The organism is Corynebacterium tuberculostearicum, assembly GCF_046097465.1.
Taxonomy (GTDB): Bacteria; Actinomycetota; Actinomycetes; order Mycobacteriales; family Mycobacteriaceae; genus Corynebacterium; species Corynebacterium tuberculostearicum_I.
Genome location: NZ_CP175799.1, coordinates 1,091,308 through 1,110,073, shown reverse-complemented (window position 1 = coordinate 1,110,073; position 18,766 = coordinate 1,091,308). Strand labels below are relative to the sequence as shown.

At 63.1% G+C, this 18,766-nt stretch carries 20 protein-coding genes; 8 read left to right on the top strand and 12 right to left on the bottom strand.

Features of this window, described 5'->3' with window-relative positions; genetic code table 11:
- Positions 1-104 precede the first annotated feature (104 nt).
- On the bottom strand, positions 105-845 hold the full coding sequence (locus tag ACKFRX_RS05365) for a hypothetical protein (protein WP_250413475.1): 741 nt from the start codon (positions 843-845) through the stop codon (positions 105-107).
- Positions 846-950: 105 nt separating this feature from the next.
- On the opposite strand from ACKFRX_RS05365, the gene ACKFRX_RS05360 reads away from it, so the two are divergent.
- Positions 951-2,081 (top strand): Mrp/NBP35 family ATP-binding protein, encoded by a 1,131-nt coding sequence (locus ACKFRX_RS05360; protein WP_408928228.1) that lies wholly within the window; start codon positions 951-953, stop codon positions 2,079-2,081.
- Positions 2,082-2,085: 4 nt separating this feature from the next.
- Here the strand turns inward: ACKFRX_RS05360 and ACKFRX_RS05355 are convergent, their stop codons facing one another.
- The 3 genes from ACKFRX_RS05355 to sigE all read right to left on the bottom strand — a co-directional run bounded on the left by ACKFRX_RS05355 (position 2,086) and on the right by sigE (position 3,855).
- A complete protein-coding gene (locus ACKFRX_RS05355) occupies positions 2,086-2,652 on the bottom strand; it encodes a twin-arginine translocase TatA/TatE family subunit (RefSeq protein WP_408918991.1) in 567 nt (188 codons plus the stop codon).
- A 23-nt stretch (positions 2,653-2,675) separates the two neighbouring features.
- Complete coding sequence (locus tag ACKFRX_RS05350; RefSeq protein ID WP_250410277.1) at positions 2,676-3,125, bottom strand: anti-sigma factor; 450 nt, start codon at positions 3,123-3,125, stop codon at positions 2,676-2,678.
- Between the two features lie 100 nt (positions 3,126-3,225).
- On the bottom strand, positions 3,226-3,855 hold the full coding sequence (sigE, locus tag ACKFRX_RS05345) for an RNA polymerase sigma factor SigE (RefSeq protein ID WP_408928227.1): 630 nt from the start codon (positions 3,853-3,855) through the stop codon (positions 3,226-3,228).
- A 151-nt stretch (positions 3,856-4,006) separates the two neighbouring features.
- Between sigE and ACKFRX_RS05340 the strand changes: the two genes are divergently transcribed.
- On the top strand, positions 4,007-4,654 hold the full coding sequence (locus ACKFRX_RS05340) for an O-methyltransferase (RefSeq protein ID WP_408928226.1): 648 nt from the start codon (positions 4,007-4,009) through the stop codon (positions 4,652-4,654).
- On the opposite strand, the gene glgC is transcribed toward ACKFRX_RS05340, so the two are convergent.
- On the bottom strand, positions 4,651-5,868 hold the full coding sequence (gene glgC, locus ACKFRX_RS05335; protein ID WP_040425050.1) for a glucose-1-phosphate adenylyltransferase: 1,218 nt from the start codon (positions 5,866-5,868) through the stop codon (positions 4,651-4,653). The two genes, ACKFRX_RS05340 and glgC, sit on opposite strands and share 4 nt — an antisense overlap.
- A gap of 109 nt (positions 5,869-5,977) precedes the next feature.
- Between glgC and glgA the strand changes: the two genes are divergently transcribed.
- Together glgA and ACKFRX_RS05325 are read left to right on the top strand one after the other, a co-directional pair.
- Positions 5,978-7,132, top strand: coding sequence for a glycogen synthase (gene glgA, locus ACKFRX_RS05330; protein ID WP_250410275.1), 1,155 nt, complete (start codon positions 5,978-5,980; stop codon positions 7,130-7,132).
- Between the two features lie 12 nt (positions 7,133-7,144).
- Positions 7,145-8,587: a GH32 C-terminal domain-containing protein gene (locus ACKFRX_RS05325; protein WP_408928225.1), complete on the top strand. Its 1,443-nt coding sequence runs from the start codon at positions 7,145-7,147 to the stop codon at positions 8,585-8,587.
- Positions 8,588-8,928: 341 nt separating this feature from the next.
- On the opposite strand, the gene ACKFRX_RS05320 is transcribed toward ACKFRX_RS05325, so the two are convergent.
- Genes ACKFRX_RS05320 through dapE form a run of 7 tightly spaced genes read right to left on the bottom strand, consistent with a single transcriptional unit; the run spans position 8,929 to position 13,684 of the window.
- On the bottom strand, positions 8,929-9,795 hold the full coding sequence (locus tag ACKFRX_RS05320) for a methyltransferase domain-containing protein (protein WP_005323532.1): 867 nt from the start codon (positions 9,793-9,795) through the stop codon (positions 8,929-8,931).
- 9 nt (positions 9,796-9,804) lie between these two features.
- Positions 9,805-9,972: a DUF3117 domain-containing protein gene (locus ACKFRX_RS05315; RefSeq protein WP_005323535.1), complete on the bottom strand. Its 168-nt coding sequence runs from the start codon at positions 9,970-9,972 to the stop codon at positions 9,805-9,807.
- A 12-nt stretch (positions 9,973-9,984) separates the two neighbouring features.
- Positions 9,985-10,278, bottom strand: a complete 294-nt coding sequence (locus ACKFRX_RS05310) for a DivIVA domain-containing protein (RefSeq protein ID WP_005327512.1) — start codon at positions 10,276-10,278, stop codon at positions 9,985-9,987.
- Positions 10,279-10,281: 3 nt separating this feature from the next.
- Positions 10,282-11,004, bottom strand: coding sequence for a glucosyl-3-phosphoglycerate synthase (locus tag ACKFRX_RS05305; protein ID WP_408928224.1), 723 nt, complete (start codon positions 11,002-11,004; stop codon positions 10,282-10,284).
- On the bottom strand, positions 11,001-11,813 hold the full coding sequence (folP, locus tag ACKFRX_RS05300; RefSeq protein ID WP_408928269.1) for a dihydropteroate synthase: 813 nt from the start codon (positions 11,811-11,813) through the stop codon (positions 11,001-11,003). The genes ACKFRX_RS05305 and folP overlap by 4 nt, the downstream gene beginning before the upstream one ends.
- 14 nt (positions 11,814-11,827) lie before the next feature.
- The gene (locus ACKFRX_RS05295; RefSeq protein WP_198492838.1) at positions 11,828-12,592 is read right to left on the bottom strand and encodes a TIGR00730 family Rossman fold protein; all 765 of its coding nucleotides are present in this window, start codon (positions 12,590-12,592) and stop codon (positions 11,828-11,830) included.
- 3 nt (positions 12,593-12,595) lie between these two features.
- Entirely contained in the window at positions 12,596-13,684 is a 1,089-nt protein-coding gene (dapE, locus tag ACKFRX_RS05290) for a succinyl-diaminopimelate desuccinylase (RefSeq protein WP_408918997.1), read from the bottom strand.
- Positions 13,685-13,773: 89 nt separating this feature from the next.
- Between dapE and ACKFRX_RS05285 the strand changes: the two genes are divergently transcribed.
- The 4 genes from ACKFRX_RS05285 (at position 13,774) to ACKFRX_RS05270 (ending at position 18,729) form a co-directional block, all read left to right on the top strand.
- Positions 13,774-15,132 carry an amino acid permease gene (locus ACKFRX_RS05285; protein WP_408918998.1) on the top strand — a complete coding sequence of 453 codons (1,359 nt, stop codon included), beginning with the start codon at positions 13,774-13,776 and terminating at the stop codon, positions 15,130-15,132.
- A 17-nt stretch (positions 15,133-15,149) separates the two neighbouring features.
- Positions 15,150-16,121 carry a 2,3,4,5-tetrahydropyridine-2,6-dicarboxylate N-succinyltransferase gene (gene dapD, locus ACKFRX_RS05280; RefSeq protein ID WP_150851324.1) on the top strand — a complete coding sequence of 324 codons (972 nt, stop codon included), beginning with the start codon at positions 15,150-15,152 and terminating at the stop codon, positions 16,119-16,121.
- A 99-nt stretch (positions 16,122-16,220) separates the two neighbouring features.
- On the top strand, positions 16,221-17,552 hold the full coding sequence (locus ACKFRX_RS05275; protein ID WP_408920070.1) for an amino acid permease: 1,332 nt from the start codon (positions 16,221-16,223) through the stop codon (positions 17,550-17,552).
- A 319-nt stretch (positions 17,553-17,871) separates the two neighbouring features.
- Positions 17,872-18,729, top strand: coding sequence for a DUF559 domain-containing protein (locus ACKFRX_RS05270; protein WP_408918999.1), 858 nt, complete (start codon positions 17,872-17,874; stop codon positions 18,727-18,729).
- The last annotated feature ends 37 nt before the right edge of the window (positions 18,730-18,766 follow it).

Here is an 18,766-nt window from a genome sequence, read left to right as displayed (position 1 = left end):
GAAAAGAATTATCCGGCTAGGGATATTTCCCCAGAAAAAGGGCAGGCAGTAAGCCCTTTTATGTGTTATTGGGGCGGGGATAAAAGGGGGCGTCGGCAAGCGGGCTAAGAATTGCTGAGATTGGAGCCACCTGAAGAATCGGAGTCGCCCTCTTCATGGGCGATGTCGCCGCCGGAGGAATTCATCCAGGAGCGTACGACCTTCTCCGCGCTGGTGTCGTCGTTTTCTACCTCTTCCGCCATGTCAGAGAGGTCTTTTTGGGTAATAAACTTGGTCAGCGAGGCCACGGCCTGGCGCTCTTCGCGGTCGAAGAGATCGTCTTGATAGAGCACCACGAAATTCTCTGGCAACTCGGGCTCGGCGTCCTCGCAGCCGCTAGCACCGGAAGGCTCGACCGTGGTGGTATCCGTGGGCAAGCTCGACATGAGCGCAATGTGGGTCCGCGCCAGGTAGTCCTCACCCCCGGGCTCGGAGGCTTTCTGGGCCTTCTTGTAATCCTTAGAAATCGCCCGCGCCTCACCGGGGTTGAGAATATTAAGGAACGCGCCGGTGCAGCCAACATAGAAATTGCCGCCCGGGTTCATGGAACGCCCACCCTTGGTGTCTTGGAAGATGTCTTCCTTCACAATGGACGCCTCGCGGCCTTGGCCCATCAGCTCCTGGCGGAAGATTTCCGCAAGGACAAGCTGGTCGGTCTCATTGGTATCCACCAAAATGCCGATGGGCTCGCTCTGGGGGCTCTTGGCAAAAGGGTTGGCATCGAACTGGGAAGAGCAGCCGGTAAGCAGCGTTGCGGACAGCACCACACCGGCAATGGCGCGGGCGGGGCGGGCAAAGCTGCGCATAGCGATACTCTTCTCCTTTTAGTTAGCGGCGCGTGAGCGTCTAGCTGATTCTACACCGAGGGTGTGTTTACCTCCTGTTGCGGCGTGACTAAGATGGCAAGGGTTATGTCTAGCGTTATTACTGAATCCGCCGTACGCGAGGCACTCTCCCGCGTCGAAGATCCCGAAATCGGCCGCCCCATCACCGAGCTCAACATGGTGAAGTCCGTTACCGTCACCGGTAATGACGTGGCCGTGGAAATCTACCTCACCATCGCTGGCTGCCCCATGAAGTCCACCATCGAGTCCAATACCCGCGCTGCGGTAGAGGATATCGAGGGCGTTGGAAACGTCACGGTGACGATGGAGGCCATGAGCGACGAGCAGCGCCGCGAGCTGAAGAAGAAGCTGCGCGGTGGCCAAGCCGAGCCGGAAATCCCGTTTGCTAAGCCGGATTCCACCACTCGCGTTTTCGCGGTGGCCTCCGGCAAGGGCGGCGTGGGCAAATCCTCCATGACCGTCAACTTGGCCGCAGCGCTGGTGCAGAAAGGCCTCAAGGTCGGCATCGTGGACGCCGATATTTACGGCCACTCCGTTCCTAACCTCTTGGGCTGCACCGACGGGCCGACCGTGCTCGATGATGAGATGCTGCTGCCGCCGATTTCTCATGGCATCAAGCACATTTCCATCGGACAGTTTGTGGAGGGCAATGCCCCGGTGGTCTGGCGCGGGCCTATGCTCCACCGCGCTCTACAGCAATTCCTGGCTGACGTTTTCTGGGGCGACCTCGACGTGTTGCTCTTGGACCTGCCTCCGGGCACTGGCGACGTCGCCTTGTCCGTAGCCCAGCTCATCCCCAACGCCGAGCTACTCATTGTCACCACCCCGCAGGCCGCGGCGGCCGAGGTGGCAGAGCGCGCCGGATCCATCTCCCAGCAGACCCGCCAGCGCGTGGCCGGCGTAATTGAAAATATGGGCGCCATGGTGATGCCGGATGGCTCCACCATGGATGTCTTTGGCACCGGCGGCGGACAGATTGTGGCCGATCGTCTAGGTGTCATCTTGGGCCATGAGGTGCCACTGCTGGCCTCCGTGCCGTTGGATCCCACCCTGCGCAGCGGTGGCGATGCCGGCACGCCGATTGTTCTCGATTCCCCCGAGTCCCCCGCCGCCCAAAAGATTCAAGCGGTGGCCGATAAGCTCGCCATCCGCTCCGATTCCCTGGTGGGCAAAAACCTCAACTTGGGCGTGAACTAGCGCCCTAGGTTACATCGCCCCACAAGCCGCCGCCGGTGGATTCTTCCCCACCGCGTGGCGGCTTTTTCTCTGGCGCGGGCTGCTCCATCGGCTGGGGAGCGTGGGGGCGTTGCTGTGGCTGGGGCTGAGTCTGCGGTTGGGGCTGCGGCTGCTCTGCGTAGATCTGAGAGTAGTCGAAGCTCGGGCGCTGCTGCTGCGGTTGAGACTGCGGCTGCTCCTCCGGCTCCTGTGGAGCGGTAGCGGTCTTGACGTTTTCTGCCATCTTCTTCGGGTTGAAATCGTCCCAGGCGGAATCGTCGCCGTCGAAAAGCGCCTTGGTAATAGCACCCTTCGGGCCAAGGCGCGTCCACTGTGCGGCTTGGGTGAGCGGGCCGCGGATATCATCGAATTCCGAGGTAATCGAGCCCATCTCGCCATTGAGCTCCGCCTTGGCGTTATTGATGGCCTTGCGCGCCGCGTAAATGGCCGCGCGCACGTCCTTAATCACCTCAGGCATGCGCTCTGGGCCGATGACGATGATGCCCAAAACCACGATGACGAAAATCTCGGGCCAACCAATGGAAGAAAACACGGTTAAATACTAGTCCCTCACTCTTAGCCGCGCTGATTGTGCTTGATTGCGCGAACCACCATCTCCACCTTGTCCAAGAAATCCTGCTGCGGCCGGTGCACGGGCGTTGCCGCATCCGGCCCGGGCGCAACCTCTTCGGTGGCAATGCCCGCGAGCTTTGCCAGCAGGGATTGCGGCGCCTTGACCTTAGCGGAATCCGCGCAGTGGCGAACCCACTCTGAGGCATGGCGCTGCTGGTGCACATCCGCGCGGCACTCGGCGCAGTGCACCAAGTGGATGCGCACGCGGTGCATGAATTTCGGCTCCATCTCCCCGTCCACGAAGGCAACGACAGCCTCTGGGCCAAGGTGCCCGATGGTATCGCTGCGCCGCGCCTTGGCTTTCGCCTTATCGCGGGCCTTGGCCTGAACGGCATCGAATCCGCCGCGCACGCTCAGCGTGGACAAGGTTCGGCGTCCCCGCAGCGAGTCCATCGACACCCTCCTCCAGTAGTTGCTTGGCCTTCAGTGACACGGAAAGTCCCCGCCGGCGGCGGGGACTATGCAGTTTCTTTAGAGTTTAGCGCGCGATGGTTTAACGCGTGCGCAGCAGCATGCGGGTTTCCGCATTGGTTTGCGCCTCTTTTTCGAGCGCCGCACGCAGCTGGGAACGGCCACGGTGGATGCGGGAGCGAACCGTACCCATCTTGACGCCGAGGGTCTCCGCAATCTCGTCATAGCTCATACCTACGACATCACATAGCACCACGGCCACGCGGAAATCGGGAGCCAAGCCATCGAGCGCGGATTGCAGCGCCGGGTCCAGGTTGGCCACGGTATAGGCCTGCTCCGGGGTCATATCCGTTCCGGGCACGCGCTCATAATCCTCCGGCAGGGCCTCCATGCGGATCTTGGAGCGATGGCGAACCATGTCCAAGAAGAGGTTGGTGGTAATGCGGTGCAACCAGCCTTCAAACGTACCGGCCTGGTATTTATCCAGGGAACGGAAGACACGAATGAAGGTTTCCTGGGTCAGGTCCTCTGCATCGTGCTGGTTGCCGGAGAGGCGATACGCCAAGCGGTAGACGCCATCGGCGTGTTCGGCCACGAGGTCACCCCAGGCTGGCATGTCGGCTTCGCCGGCATCGAACGCCGCGGTACCGGTCAACTCCGCCTCAGGGGTGGCGGGCTGAAGGGATTCGGCATCGCGCTTCGTTGTTGTCATGCATGTCATCTTTCTACACTTCATGGTGAAACTCCAGCCACAGTGCTGATAATTTCCTGTGAGTCCGTCACATTATCCCCACCCACCACAACCTCGCTGGCTAGGCGCGTTTTTGCCACATCGGCGGACACTTTTCCCTAAGGTCTATTACGTGACTACTACCGCATATGAAGCACTGCGTTCCTATATCGAGACCACCAGCGAGCCCTCCGCGGCCCTGCGTGGCGCGCGCGACCACGCCGATGAGTACGGTCTGCCGGTTCCAGATGAATCTACGGGCCAGCTGCTCACCACCCTGACGGCCGCCTCCGCCGGTTCCACCGAACGCCCCCAGTCCGTAGCGATCACCCCGGCCGCCAATGTGGTGGGCCTCTACCTGCTCGCTGGCATGCCCGATAATGGCATCTTGACCTGCATCGACCCCGAGGCAGAGCACCAGCGCAGCGCCAAGACCGCCTTCCGCGAGGCAGGCTATGCACCTTCGCGCGGCCGCTTCCTACCGTCTCGCCCGCTCGAAGTCATGGGCCGTCTGGCTAATGACGCCTACCAGGTCATCTACGCGGACGTCGCCGCGCTCGACCTACCCGCCATTATCAAGGCAGCGTGGCCACTGCTGCACCAGGGCGGCACCCTGGTCTTGGCTAATTCTTTGCTCGATGGCACGCTTGCCGACGCCTCCCGGACCGACCGCGACACCGCCGCCGCCCGCGAAGCAGACGAGTACCTGCGCGAGCTCGAGGGCGCGACCGTCACCCGCTTGCCGCTGGGGTCCGGGCTCACGCTCGTAACGAAGCTCTAGACCTTCTGGTTTTTGCCGACGACAACCACGCCGCCGTCAGAAACCTTGAAGCGCTCCTCATCGCGCTCACGGTCCACGCCGATAATTGCGCCATCGCTGACGACGACGTTCTTATCGAGGATCGCGCGGCGCACCACGGCACCTCGGCCGATGCGCACGCCCGGCAGGATGACCGATCCTTCGACCGTGGCGCCATCGGCCACGTGGACATCAGACGCCAGCACGGAATTGCGCACCGTGCCGCCGGAGACGATGCAGCCCGGCGCCACCATCGAGGACTGCGCGATGCCGTTTTGCACGAACTTCGCCGGCGGGAAATTGGAATCATCCGTGGAGTGAATCGGCCAATTCCGGTTATAGAGGTTGAAGATCGGGTGCACCGAAATCATGTCCATGTGCGCTTCATAGAAGGAATCGATGGTGCCCACGTCGCGCCAGTAGCCGTGATCGCGCTCGGTAGATCCCGGCACCTCATTGGCCATGAAGTCATAGACATGCGCCTGCCCGCGCTCCACAAAGTACGGAATAATATCGCCGCCCATATCGTGGGCGGAGTCCTCGTTCTTTTCGTCCTCCAAGAGGGCGTCAATAAGCGCCTGCGCCGTAAAGACATAGTTGCCCATCGAGGCATAGCTCATATTCGGATCATCCGGCGTGGCCGGTGGGTCCGCGGGCTTTTCCACGAACTCCGTGATGGTTCCCATGCCATCGGCCTGGATGCAACCAAAGGCCGTTGCCTCAGAGCGTGGCACGCGAATGCCGGCCACCGAGCAATCCAGCCCCGTGGCAATGTGCTCTTCTACCATCTGCGCCGGATCCATGCGGTAGACGTGGTCTGCGCCGAAGACGATGACGTAATCCGGATTCTCGTCATAGATGAGGTTGAGCGACTGCACAATGGCATCCGCCGAGCCGTTGTACCAGCGCTTACCGCGGCGCTGCTGGGCAGGCACCGAGGCAATGTACTGCGGCGTCGGCCCCGCCAAGTTCCATGCCTGGGAAATGTGGCGGTCCAGGGAGTGGGACTTGTACTGGGTCAGCACCGCAATCTTGAGGTAGCCGGCGTTGACCAGATTGGACAGGACAAAGTCAATGAGGCGGTAGGAACCTCCGAAAGGCACGGCGGGTTTGGCGCGGTCTTCGGTCAGGGGAAAAAGGCGCTTTCCCTCGCCGCCGGCGAGGACGATGGCTAGGACATTTGGCAGGCTTCTCACGTTTTCAAACCTAACCGCTAATCCCACATTCCGCAGCAGATATAAGCACATTTTTACCCCCATCCCGTATTTCTGCACGCGGCACCAGAGATACGTATTCTGGGTGGGCATGAGAGCCGGAATCTTTTCCAAAGAATACCCGCCGGAAATCTACGGCGGAGCCGGAGTTCACGTAGCTGAACTCACCCGTTTTATGCGCGATATCATCGATGTCTCCGTGCACTGCATGGGCTCCCCGCGCGAAGAAAAGGACGTTTTTGTGCACGGCGTGGACCCCGCACTCGAGGGTGCCAATGGCGCGCTCAAGACCTTGTCCACTGGGCTGCGCATGGCCGATGCCGCCTCTGACATCGACATCGCCCATTCCCACACGTGGTACACGGGTCTCGCCGGCCACCTCTCCGCCCAGCTCTACGATATTCCGCACGTCGTCACCGCCCACTCGCTGGAGCCGCACCGCCCGTGGAAGCGCGAGCAGCTCGGCGGCGGCTACGACGTCTCCTCGTGGTCCGAGAAGAACGCCATGGAATATGCCGACGCGGTCATCGCCGTTTCTGCCGGCATGAAGGACTCCATCTTGGATGCCTACCCGCGGATCGACGCCTCCAAGGTCCACGTCGTCCTCAACGGCATCGACACCGAGCTATGGCAGCCACGAGAGGGAGATGTGTTGGACAAGCTGGGCGTCGATAAGCAACGCCCCATCGTTGCCTTCGTTGGCCGCATTACCCGACAAAAGGGCGTAAAGCACCTGCTGCAGGCGGCGCAGAAATTCGACCCGGATATCCAGCTGGTGCTGTGCGCCGGCGCGCCCGATACGCCCGAAATCGCGGCGGAGACCGAGGCGCTGGTGGAGGAACTGCGTGCCCAGCGCGATGGCATTTTCTGGGTCAAGGACATGCTCCCGCGCAATGAGGTCCAGCAGATTTACTCCGGTGCGGATGTGTTTGTCTGCCCCTCCATCTACGAGCCGCTCGGCATCGTCAACTTGGAAGCCATGGCCTGCGGCACAGCCGTTGTCGCCTCCAACGTAGGCGGCATTCCGGAGGTTGTGGTCGATGGCGAGACCGGTGTGCTGGTGCCTTACGACGCCGCCGCTACCGCCGCCTTCGAAGCCGACCTCGCCGCCGCCGTCAATGACGTCGCCGCTGATAAAGAGCGCGCCGCCAATTTTGGCCGCGCCGGCCGCGAGCGCGCCATCCGCGATTTCTCTTGGGCTACCATTGCCGCCCAGACCGTCGATATCTACCGCAGCTTGATTTAAGGAAGGATAGCCGTGACAACTCACCGCCCCGAACTGCATTTTGTCCCCGAAGACGGCGTCCTCGACGCCCCCGCTGGAATCCTGCGTGACGGCGATACCTGGCACCTGTTCCACCAGTACCGCCCCACCGCGGACTCCCCTGCCCGCTGGGGACACACCTACTCCGAAGAGTCTCCCTTTGACTGGTTGGACTGCGACGATGCCCTCGCGCCCGTTGGCGGCGAGCTCTCCCTGCGTGCCGGTTCCGTAGCCCAAGGCCCGGACGATATCCACCTTTACTTCACTTCCGTGACCGCCGCCGGTATCTCCGTTCACCTCGCCCGCTACGCCGATGTGGACGAGATCTGCGAGGTCTCCGATGACCCCCAGGCCCTCGACCCCAATGTCGTTCGTTTTGGCGAGGTCGTAGGCAATACCCGCAACTTTGATCACTTCCGCTCCCCCTCCGTGGTGCCCGATTGGGCCTCCGAGGACCGCGATGACGGCCACGACGGTTGGCTCATGCTCGCGCTCACCGGCCACTCCGACGCCCCGGTTCCCGTCATCCTCGAATCCGCCGATGGCGTGTCTTGGCGCCTGCGCGGCGGCCTCAAGTTCGACGGCGACCCTGGCTTCCTCGAAGGTGAGGTCCCCGCCACTTCGCCCATCCCACCGGTCGTCTCGCCGCGCTTGGTCCGCCTGCGCGATGAGGTCGACGGCAATATCTACGACGTCCTCTTCGTCACCCTAGAGCGCGGCGGCCGCGACGTCTCCGGCTACCTCGTCGGCCGGCTGGAGGGCACTACTTTTACCGTGGTCTCCGGCTTCCGCCGCGTAGACTTCGGCCACGACTTCTCCCGTCCGCGCAATACCAATACGACCACCGGCACTCTCACCCCAGAGCAGCGCTACGAGCGGGCCGTCATCGTCGGCCTCCTCAACGGCAACGGCCGCGGCGACGACGCCACCAAGCACGCTTCCTGGGAGGCCGAAGGCTGGGCCAATGCCCTGTCCCTGCCCCGCCGAGTCACCCTCGAGGGCGGCGTCCTCTACCAAGCCCCCGCCCCCGGCTTGCCCGATGCCGTCAAGCTCTCCGACTACGCCCGTTCCTGGACCGGCGTCATGGAAGTCCCTTCCGGTTCCTGCGTGACTGTCACGCTTCTCGACGGCGCCGGTGACCCCGCCGCCACCATCTGCCACTCCGGCGATGACATCAGCCTTGATCGCTCCATGAACAAGGCCTTCGACCACTGTTTCGCCGATTCCGAGCCCGCCACCGCCACGCTTGCCGAGGGCGACTCCGATACCCTCACCATCATTCAAGACGGCTCCACCGTCGAGGTATTCGTCGACGGTGGCCTCATCGCGATGGCCTCCCGCGTCTACTTCGAAGGCGGCTGCTCCGGCCTGCGGGTCGAGACCTCCGGCGATGCCGTCATCGAGCAGGACTGGCAGCGCTCCGGCTCCAAGCTTTAATCCTCCTGGCTCGCCCCTCCTCACCCAACCCGTCTCTCTCCGTCCCTCCCCCCGCCCTTCGCGCTCACCGGCGCGGCCGCCCACCGCGGTTCCGCCTCTCCTGGTGAGCGGCAAGAGCGGGGATTTCGTTTTCAGTCCACATCGCTGGGCTGCGTCTCCCCTAGCTCCCTCACACGCGTCCTTCGCGCTCACGGGGAGAAGCTGGGGCGTCGGAAAGCGTATGCCGGTGAGCGGCAAGGAGGGAAAACTCCCCTCGCGCTCACTGGGGAGACGAAAAGAACCGCCCCACGCGCTTCCGGTGAGCGCGAAGGGCGGTGGAGGTGGCTGCGGCCGGCCGGGAGCTAGACGGCGCGAAGGCGATCCAAGCGGGCGCGGGCGGTGACCGTGAGCGTCGGGGGCAGTGCGGCCATGCGCTCGGCGAGTTCGCCGGCGCTGATGTGGCGCGCGGACGGGCTCATGCCCACCTGGGCGGCGACGGAGGCCTTATCAAGCTCGATGGGGAACGAGATATCCACCGGGTCGGCCGCCTGCTCGAGGAAGCCCTCGGCCTGCTCATACATGCGCTCCACCTTGCCTTCTTCCACGCCGAGGATGCCGAGCGGCTCGCGCAGCTCATCCAGGTGTCCGGCGCCGGGGGTCAAGACGATGACCTGGCCGCCCGGGGCGAGCACGCGCTGGAATTCGGCGGGATTGCGCGGGGCGAAGACGACGGAGATTGCGTCGACGGACTCATCCCGGAGGGGCAGGCGCTCCCATACATCGGCCACGACGGCGCCGACGCGCGGGTGGCACTTAGCCAAGTGCTTCGCGGCGTGCGGGGAAATATCGAGGCCAACGCCACGGGCCTCCGCGATGGAGTCCAGAGTATGGGCCAGGTAGTAGCCGGTGCCGGCGCCCACCTCGAGCAGGGAGGCGGGCGTGGACTCGGCCAGGGAGGCGGAATCCAGTCCGTCCTGGACGGCCCCGGTTACGGCCTCAACGAAGGGCGCGAAGTGGCCCATGGCCAAATAGGTCTCGCGGGCGTTGACCATATCCATGTCATCGCCCTTGTGCTTGAGTCCGGCGCCGGCGGCAAGGGTGACATAGCCCTGCTTGGCCACATCAAAAGAGTGGCCGGATTCCGAGACGAGGCGAGAGAAATCATCGGCACCAGAAAGCGCGGTGCCATCGTTGGGATCGGCCAGAATGTCGACGATATGAGAAAGCATGTACCTAGACTAGCTAGAAACCTCGGTCAACAGGGAACCGAGCTCGGCGGCCTCGTCCTTGCTCAGCTCGATGACGATGCGACCGCCGCCATCCGAGGGGATGCGCATGACGATTTTGCGGGACTCCTCTACTGCTTCCATTTCTCCGCCCGTGGTGCGCGGCTTCATTGCTGCCATAGTGAGTCTCCTTTAGTTAACTTCTTTTCCTTCCAGCTTAGACCTTTTCTGCGCGGAAGATAGTTGTTCCTCCAGTTGCGCGAGGAGATCGTCTACCTGGTCCTGGCGGTATCCACGGGGAACCACCTCGAATTTTACCTGGTCAAGGCGGCCTTCACGGAGGGCGGCGCGGTTATTTTCGCGCACCTTCTGCGGCTCGTCGAGCGGGTGCATGACCTCGCCGCGGCCAAAGATGGAACCCCACACCCAGGTGCCGATGACGGTCAGGGCGATAAGGACGAGCAGGAGCATAATCCAAGACAGCATGGCTTAAACCTTACCTTTTAGCGGCGGGCGTTGAGCAACGGGAGCGATGACCCCGGCGCGGGCGAGCAGCGTGCGCGCGACTACCTCGGCCATCGGCGCCAGCTGGTGCAGCGGCCGGTTGCGGTGTACCCGCGTGCCCAGGTCTACCTGTGCGATTGTGCCCCGCTTGCCGACGTCCACCATTAGCCCCGCTTCCACCCCATACCCCTCCACGAAGGGCAGTTCTAGGGCGGTGGCGCGGCGCAGTGCGTATTCGCCGCCGAGGGGCTGGTCAATATGGGCGAGCTCGGGGAAAAACTGCTTGATGAGCGGCTTGGCAGTCAGTTCAGTCACGCGGCCGCCGCCGGTGGGCTGGCCGTTGAGGCTGCGGCGGTAGCGGGCTTTGACCATCTCCACCGCTGGGTCGGCGAAGGGCGTGGCCAAGGCAGTGACCATGCCGGGCGCGGCGGATTCGAGGTCGGCGTCGACAAAGACGACGATATCGCCCTTCGCCGCGGCAACCCCGCGCCAGAGGGATTCGCCTTTGCCGGGGCGCGGTTCCTCTGGGAGGATATCGCGCCAATTGCGCACATCCGCTCCGGCGGCGGCAGCGCGGGAGGCGGTGTCGTCGGTGGAGTCGGCGTCGATGACGAGCACCTCGAGCGGTTCATCAGCCAGGCAGGCGCGCACGACGTCTGCGACGGTGCCCTCCTCGTTGAGCGCTGGAATGATAACGGAGACGCTCATGCAAGGCCTCGCGTGGTTGCTAGCGGGGCGACCTCGCCTTGGATGGCGGCAGTCATGCGGATGACATCGGCGGTTTCTGCCACCTCGTGGACGCGGAAGGCGGCCACGCCGCGGGCGGCGGACCATGCGGTGGCGGCCAGGGTACCGGCCACGCGCTCGCCTACCCCGCGGTCGAGCGTCTCGCCCACGAAGTCCTTATTGGATAGCGCCATGAGCACCGGCCAACCGGTGGCCACGACCTCGTCGATGCGCCGCAGGAGATCGAGCCCGTGGAAGGTATTCTTGCCAAAGTCATGCGTCGGATCGATGAAGGTCAGTTCCTCCGGGCAGCCGAGGGAGGCAGCGCGCTCGGCCAGTTGGGTGGTTTCCGCGATGACATCGGCCACCACGTCATCAAAATGGACGCGATGGGGCCGGGTGCGCGGGGTGATGCCGCCGGTGTGCGAGCACACGTAGCCTACGCGGTGATGGCCGGCGACCTCGATGAGCTCGGGATCCCAACCGGCCCAGGTATCATTGACCAGGCCGGCGCCGGCTGCGATGGCGGCCTCTGCTACCTCGCCGCGCCAGGTATCGACGGAGATGAGCACATCCGGGTGGCGCTCATGCACCTTCTCGATGGTCGGCACCACGCGGTCGATTTCCTCCGCCGCGTCCACAGCCTTGCCGGGGCCAGCCTTCACGCCGCCAATATCGACGATCGAAGCACCGGCTGCGATCACCTCATCGCAGCGGCGCAGCGCCGGGTCAAGGTCAAAGGTTGCGCCCTTGTCATAGAAGGAATCCGGGGTGCGATTGACAATCGCCATCACACGCGCGAGGCTCAACGCGGCTCCCTGATGCGCTTATCGCTCATGACTTGGTGGCGCTGAATGATGTGGGAGAGGGCCTCATCGGGGTCGTCGGTAAGCAGGAAAAGCTCCCGGTCGCCCTCGTTGATATACCCGCTGGCCGCGAGCGTGTTGTCCATCCATTCCAGCAGGCCGGACCAGTACTCGGTGCCCATGAGCACGATGGGGTAATTGGTCACCTTGCCGGTCTGCACCATGCACATGACCTCGAAGAACTCATCCATCGTGCCCATGCCGCCAGGCAGGCAAATGAAAGCCTGCGAGTACTTCAAGAACATGGTCTTGCGGGCGAAGAAGTAGCGGAAATTCAGGCCCAGGTCGACGTACTCGTTGAGGCCCTGCTCATGGGGAAGCTCGATGCCCAAGCCCACGGATAGCCCGCCGGCTTCGTGGGCGCCACGGTTGGCCGCTTCCATGATGCCGGGGCCGCCGCCGGTGATGACGGCATAGGAGTGCTCGGCGAGCTTGCGGCCGACCTCGACGCCCAGCTGGTAGCTCGCATCCTCCGGCGTGGTGCGTGCGGAGCCAAAGACGGTGACGGCCTTCGGCAACTTGGAAAGCGCATCGAAGCCAGCGACGAACTCGCCTTGGATGCGCAGGACGCGCCACGGATCGGCATGCTGCCACTCATGGTCCGCGCCGGACTCCAAGAGCCGTTGGTCAAAGGTGGAGGCCTGCTCGCCTTCGGTGCGCAGCAGCATCGGGCCGCGCAGGGTGCGCATCTGCTCAGGGGTCATGGTCTATCCCTTCAGGTAGTTCACGAGGGCGGTGGATACTTCGGTGATCTGCGCGGTGGGGACTTGCTCGTCCTTCTTATGCGCGAACCCGGGGTCGCCGGCGCCGAAGTTTACGGCCGGGGTGCCCATTTCGGAGAAGCGTGCGACGTCAGTCCAGCCGTACTTGGCGCGGACGTTGCCCCCGACGGCGTCGATAAGAGCCTTGGCCGCTGGCTGGCCCAAACCGGGCTGGGCGGCCGGTGCGATGTCATCGATCTCGATGGTGACGTCCTCTTCCTCACCGATGATGGACTTCATATACTCCAGCGCTTCGTCGCTCGTACGGTCCGGCGCGAAGCGGAAGTTTACAAACATCCATGCCTCATCCGGCAGGGTATTGGTGGCCACGCCCGACTCGAGGTGGACGATGTTGAGGCCCTCGCGGTAGGTGCAGCCATCGATGGTGACATCGCGGGACTCATAGGCGGCGATGCGGCTCATAATGGGCGCGAGCTTGTGTGCTGCGTTGGAGCCCAGCCAGGCGCGGGCCGAGTGCGCGCGGGTGCCGTGGGCGGTCACGCGCAGGCGAATGGAGCCCTGGCAGCCGGCCTCCACCATGGCGCCGGAGGGCTCGCCTAAAAGCGCGAAGTCACCCGCGAGCCACTCCGGGTGGTCTTTTTGCAGGTGGCCCAGGCCATTAAATTCAGTGGCCACTTCTTCGCCCTCGTAGGCGATGACGGTGAGGTCATGCTTCAGCTCGTCCGACTCGTGCAGCTGGGCAAAGGCATTGAGGTAGACGGCCATACCGGACTTCATGTCCACGGTGCCGCAGCCCCACATAATCTCTACCCCGTCTTCAGAGGTTTCCATGTGATGCGGTACATTTTCTGCCAACGGAACGGTATCAATGTGGCCGGCGAGCACCACGCGGGAATCTAGCCCGCGGTTCGTCCGGGCGCACACGGTATTGCCGTAGCGGGCAACCTCGACGTCCAATCCGCGCAGCGCTTCTTCGATGGCGTCTGCGATGGCCTCCTCATGGTGGGAGGGGCTCGGAATATCCACGAGCGCCTTGGTTAGTTCGATGGGGTCTGCATATAGATCTAAAGTCACAAAGCGCCATGCTAGCGCTCCGCGCAGCTCACCGCATTGTGTAAAGTTCACTTCACTGCAAATAATTCGTCCTCCCTAAGGTGATAACAATGGCCGAAGCCACTCAATTGAAATCCCGTCATCTCACGATGATGGGCCTTGGCTCCGCCGTGGGTGCCGGTCTCTTCCTCGGCGTGGGCCTCGGCATCCAGATTTCCGGCACCTCCGTGCTCATCTCCTATGCCGTAGCCGGCGCGCTCATCGCACTGGTGACGTGGATGCTTGGTGAGATGGCCGCCGCCCGCCCCTCTTTGGGGTCATTTTCCACCTACGCCGGCCAGGCCTATGGCCACTGGGCGCGCTTTACCATGGGGTGGATTTACTGGTTCATGCTGATCATGGTCATGGGCGCCGAAATCACCGGCGCGGCCGCCATCATTTCCAATTGGTTCGATATTGCCCCATGGATTCCAGCGCTTATCGCCGTGGCGTTTTTCGCGGTGGTCAACTTCGCGGCCGTGGGCGGTTTTGGTGAGTTCGAGTTCTGGTTCGCCATCATCAAGGTTGGCGTCATCGTCGCCTTCCTCGTCATCGGCGTACTCATGGCGCTGGGCATCCTGCCGGGCATGGATTTCTCCTTGGCCGGTACCAACTTCACCGATAACTTCCTGCCCAATGGCATGCCGGGCTTCGCCGCCGGTTTGCTGGCCGTTGCCTTTGCCTTTGGCGGCATCGAGCTGGTAACCATTGCGGCGGCCGAGTCCGAGGATCCGGCGCACAACGTCGCCACCGCGGTGCGCGCCATTATCGTGCGCATCATGATTTTCTACATCGGCTCCATCGTGGTAATCACCATGGCGCTGCCGTTTAGCTCCATCCAGGACGCCGATGTGGCGGCGGATTCCCCCTTCACCCTAGTGCTCGCGGCCGCCAAGATTCCTTTTGCGGCCGGCTTCATGGAGGCCATTATCGCCCTAGCGCTGCTGTCTGCCTTCAACGCGCAGATTTACGCCACCTCCCGCTTGGTCTTTGATATGGCCAAGGACCACTGCGCCCCGGGATTCTTCCTCAAGCAAAACCGCGCCGGCTCCCCCATCAACGCCGTCATCTTGTCCATGGTCTTCGCCTTCGCTTCGGTAGGCCTGCAGTTCTGGAACCCGCCGGGGCTACTGGCCTTCCTCTTCAACGCCGTCGGTGGGTGCCTGCTGGTCATCTGGTCCTTCATCGTCGCGTCCTTTATCAAGTTGCACCCCGTCCTGCGCGATAATGGCGAGCTGACGGAAATCCATGTGCCCGGCTTCCCGTGGTTGCCCTGGGTTACGGCCGCCGCTCTGGCCGGACTGACCCTGCTCATGCTCTTTGATCCGGCCGCGCGCAACCAGGTCATCTCGGTACTCATCCTGGCTGCGGTGCTCGTCATCTTGTCCTTCGTGCTTCCCACCGGCCAGCGCGCGGGGGCGCGGAAGTAGTTGCTAAGCTAGCGGGCATGACTTCTGCATCCGCACGTGGCCTAGCAACCATTACCCATGACGGCACCGTCTTGGACGTATGGTTCCCGGCCGTATACACCGATAAGAACGTAGAGACTACCGAGACCAAGCGCTTGGAAGAGGTTCCCCAGCAGTTCTCCGCGCTGGCAGGCCCGGACGAGGAGCGCGGCGTGGCCCGCGTTGCCGTTGAGACCTCCATCAAGGATCTGGATGACGCCCCCGTCGATACCTACGATGCTTACCTGCGCCTGCACCTCCTCTCCCACCGCGCGGTCAAGCCGCACGGCCTGAATATGGATGGCATCTTCGGCCACCTCAACAACGTGGTCTGGACCAACTACGGCCCGTGCGCCGTGTCCGATTTCCAGATGGTGCGCGGCCGCCTGGCTTCCCGCGGCCCAGTCGTTGTCTACTCCGTGGACAAGTTCCCCCGCATGGTGGACTACGTTGTGCCGTCCGGCGTCCGAATCGGTGACGCAGACCGCGTGCGCCTGGGCGCCCACCTGGCTGAGGGCACCACCGTCATGCACGAGGGCTTCGTCAACTTCAACGCCGGCACCCTCGGCGCTTCCATGGTGGAGGGCCGCATCTCCGCGGGCGTCGTCGTGGGCGATGGCTCCGATATCGGCGGCGGCGCGTCCATCATGGGCACCCTTTCCGGCGGCGGCAAGGAGGTCATCTCCATTGGCGAGCGCTGCCTGCTCGGCGCCAACTCCGGCATTGGCATTTCGCTTGGCGACGACGCCGTGGTCGAAGCCGGCCTCTACGTCACCGCCGGCACCAAGGTAGCCGTCTTTGGCAAGGTCGCGGAAGCACTGGGCGTCGACAATGGCGAGAACGTCAAGGGCTCCCAGCTCTCCGGTGCCTCCGGCATGCTGCTGCGCCGCAACTCCGTCTCCGGTGCGGTTGAGGCCGTGGAGTGGAAGGCCGAGGCCGTCGCGCTTAACGACGAGCTGCACAAGAATTAACACCCCCGATTCCTATAGCCCAATCGGGCAAAATAAGATGGAGGAGTGACTGATAACTCCTCCACCCTCGGTTCTGGCCTGAAGGTCCGCCACCTGACCATGATGGGGCTAGGCTCCACCATCGGTGCCGGACTTTTCTTGGGCACCGGCGTCGGTATCTCCGCCGCCGGCCCCGCCGTGCTCCTCGCCTACGTCATCGCTGGCTTTCTGGCCATTTTGGTGATGCAGATGCTGGGCGAGATGGGCACCGTTATCCCCGCCTCCGGCTCCTTTTCCGAATACGCCGAACACGGCATCGGCCGCTGGGCGGGCTTTACCCAGGGCTGGATCTATTGGCTAGCCACCGTCGCCGTGCTCGGCGCCGAAATCACCGGCGCGGCCGGCTTCATTGGCTCTTGGTTCAACGTCTCGCCGTGGATTCCCGCCGCCATCTGCGTGGTCCTCTTCGGCATCGTCAACTTGCTGCGCGTGCGCAGCTTCGGCGAATTCGAGTACTGGTTCGCCCTCATTAAGGTCGTTGTCATCGTGGCCTTTCTCATCATCGGCGCGCTGCTCATCCTGGGCCTCCTGCCCGGCCATTCCTTCATCGGCACCTCCGTCTTCCTGGAGGACGGCTTCATGCCCAATGGCCTCGGCGGCGTCGCGGCCGGCCTGTTGGCCGTAGCCTTCGCCTTCGGCGGCATCGAGGTGGTTGCCATCGCTTCTGCCGAATCCGAAGATCCCGAGAAATCCCTGGTCAACGCCGTGCGCTCCACCATCTTGCGCATCTCCGTGTTCTACCTAGGCTCCGTGCTGGTCATCACGTTCCTCCTGCCCTATTCCATCCTCGGCGGTGCCTCCACGGCCGCGGAATCCCCCTTCACCATGGTCCTCGAGCGCGCCGGCATCCCGGGCGCGGCCGGCATCATGGAGGTCGTCATCGTCCTCGCGCTACTCTCCGCGTTCAACTCGCAGATTTACGCCTCCTCCCGCATGATGCATTCCCTCGCCTCCCGCGGCGAGGCCCCGCGCATTTTCACCACCACCAATAAGGACGGCGTTCCTACCACCGCCATCGGCCTGTCCGTCCTCCTCTCGGCCGTCATGGTCGCGCTCAACTACGCCGATACCGGCTGGCTGCTTACCTTCATGCTCAACGCCGCCGGCGCCTCCTTGCTCATCGTCTGGGTCTTCATCGCCGTCAGCCAGCTGCGCCTGCGCCGCCAGCTCGAGGCCCTCCATCCCCTCCCCATCCGCATGTGGGCCTTCCCCTACCTCACCTGGTTCGCCCTCGCCCTCTTTGCGGCCATCGCGGTACTCATGCTTACCGACGCCACCGCCCGCACCCAACTCCTCTCCGCCGCCGCCATGTTCGTGGTGCTCGCCATCGCCGGCGTCATCAATTCCAAGGTTCGCGGCATCAACCCAACCTCAACGCTGCCCCTCACCTAGCCCCTCGCCCCTGGAGGCACGGCTCGCCCACTCCGTCCCCCTCGGCCACTCCTCGCCCTTCGCGCTCACCGGCACGAGTCGGGGTCTCTCTTTTTCGCCACCTGGTGAGCGCCTAGGGCGAACTCTGCCCACGCCCCCTCCCGTCGCGCTCACGGGGAGCACAAATCAGGGCAACCCGGGGCCGCCGGTGAGCGCGAAGGGCAGTTATCCACAGCTATCCGGACCACGCAGCGGAAAATCGCCCCCGAACCCCGGGTTATCCACAGGATGCCGCGACGCGCATAGCTCCAGCCCAACACGACCGCTTAGGTTAAGCCCCATGGGGGAATGGACTACCGCAGAACTGCGCGGGCAAGGTTTGAGCAAGGACGCGATTCGTCGCAAAGTGTGCGAGGGGAAGCTCTATCGCGTGCATCGGGGGATTTATACCGATGAATGGACGCCCTGGGCGGTGGCGCGGGCACTAGCGCATGGGCTCAGCCGTATCCATTTCACGGGAAAGACGGCGCAGGAGATTTACCTCGGCCGGCAACTGACGTTTCCTCTGGAAGCGGAGGGACCGCGCACTTTGAAGGGAAAGAACTTTCGCGTTTCGCACTCGCGCCTCAGGGCCACACACAAGGTCGATGGCCTACCTGTGGTGCAACCGCTATGGGCTGCACGCAGAATTTCGCGTGCGTGCAGGTCTTTATTGGAAGACTACTACCAAGGAAAGCACGGCCCCGGCCGCCTAGAAGAGGACCAGCGGCGAATGAGGCGCGTCCCGAAGCCTCTAAAAGAGACGATACGACACTCGGCTATAGGCGCAGATAGCCCGCCGGAACGCACACTAAGCAGGCAGCTGCGCGCAGAAGGAATCTACCCCAAGCACAATGTTCTCATCGCCGGCTACCGCTTTGACCTGAAGATTGGCAAGTTGCTGGTGGAAGTTGACGGCTGGGAATACCACAAGCACAGTGTGGCCTTTCAAGCTGACCGCTCCAAACAGAACGCGGCCGTAGCCCATGGTTATACCGTTTTGCGCTTTACTGCCGACGACATCAAATACCACCTCAGCGAAGCCATCCTGCCTATCAAAGCCACTCTTGAGGTGCTAAAAGGCCGCAACCCTGAGCTTCCGACCTCAGCAGCTCAGCCCTACTGGAAGTGGCATCTATGTGTGAAACATTTGCTTTAATGGCAATTATCCTTTACATTAGGACATGTAAGCAAGA

Bases quoted from the DNA above. Each gene is read 5' to 3' on its own strand.
- ACKFRX_RS05365 (WP_250413475.1), bottom strand. From the start codon at position 845: ATGCGCAGCTTTGCCCGCCCCGCCCGCGCCATTGCCGGTGTGGTGCTG.
- ACKFRX_RS05360 (WP_408928228.1), top strand. From the start codon at position 951: ATGTCTAGCGTTATTACTGAATCCGCCGTACGCGAGGCACTCTCCCGC.
- ACKFRX_RS05350 (WP_250410277.1), bottom strand. From the start codon at position 3,125: ATGGACTCGCTGCGGGGACGCCGAACCTTGTCCACGCTGAGCGTGCGC.
- sigE (WP_408928227.1), bottom strand. From the start codon at position 3,855: ATGACAACAACGAAGCGCGATGCCGAATCCCTTCAGCCCGCCACCCCT.
- glgA (WP_250410275.1), top strand. From the start codon at position 5,978: ATGAGAGCCGGAATCTTTTCCAAAGAATACCCGCCGGAAATCTACGGC.
- ACKFRX_RS05320 (WP_005323532.1), bottom strand. From the start codon at position 9,795: ATGCTTTCTCATATCGTCGACATTCTGGCCGATCCCAACGATGGCACC.
- ACKFRX_RS05315 (WP_005323535.1), bottom strand. From the start codon at position 9,972: ATGGCAGCAATGAAGCCGCGCACCACGGGCGGAGAAATGGAAGCAGTA.
- ACKFRX_RS05310 (WP_005327512.1), bottom strand. From the start codon at position 10,278: ATGCTGTCTTGGATTATGCTCCTGCTCGTCCTTATCGCCCTGACCGTC.
- ACKFRX_RS05305 (WP_408928224.1), bottom strand. From the start codon at position 11,004: ATGAGCGTCTCCGTTATCATTCCAGCGCTCAACGAGGAGGGCACCGTC.
- folP (WP_408928269.1), bottom strand. From the start codon at position 11,813: ATGGCGATTGTCAATCGCACCCCGGATTCCTTCTATGACAAGGGCGCA.
- ACKFRX_RS05295 (WP_198492838.1), bottom strand. From the start codon at position 12,592: ATGACCCCTGAGCAGATGCGCACCCTGCGCGGCCCGATGCTGCTGCGC.
- ACKFRX_RS05285 (WP_408918998.1), top strand. From the start codon at position 13,774: ATGGCCGAAGCCACTCAATTGAAATCCCGTCATCTCACGATGATGGGC.
- dapD (WP_150851324.1), top strand. From the start codon at position 15,150: ATGACTTCTGCATCCGCACGTGGCCTAGCAACCATTACCCATGACGGC.
- ACKFRX_RS05275 (WP_408920070.1), top strand. From the start codon at position 16,221: ATGATGGGGCTAGGCTCCACCATCGGTGCCGGACTTTTCTTGGGCACC.
- ACKFRX_RS05270 (WP_408918999.1), top strand. From the start codon at position 17,872: ATGGGGGAATGGACTACCGCAGAACTGCGCGGGCAAGGTTTGAGCAAG.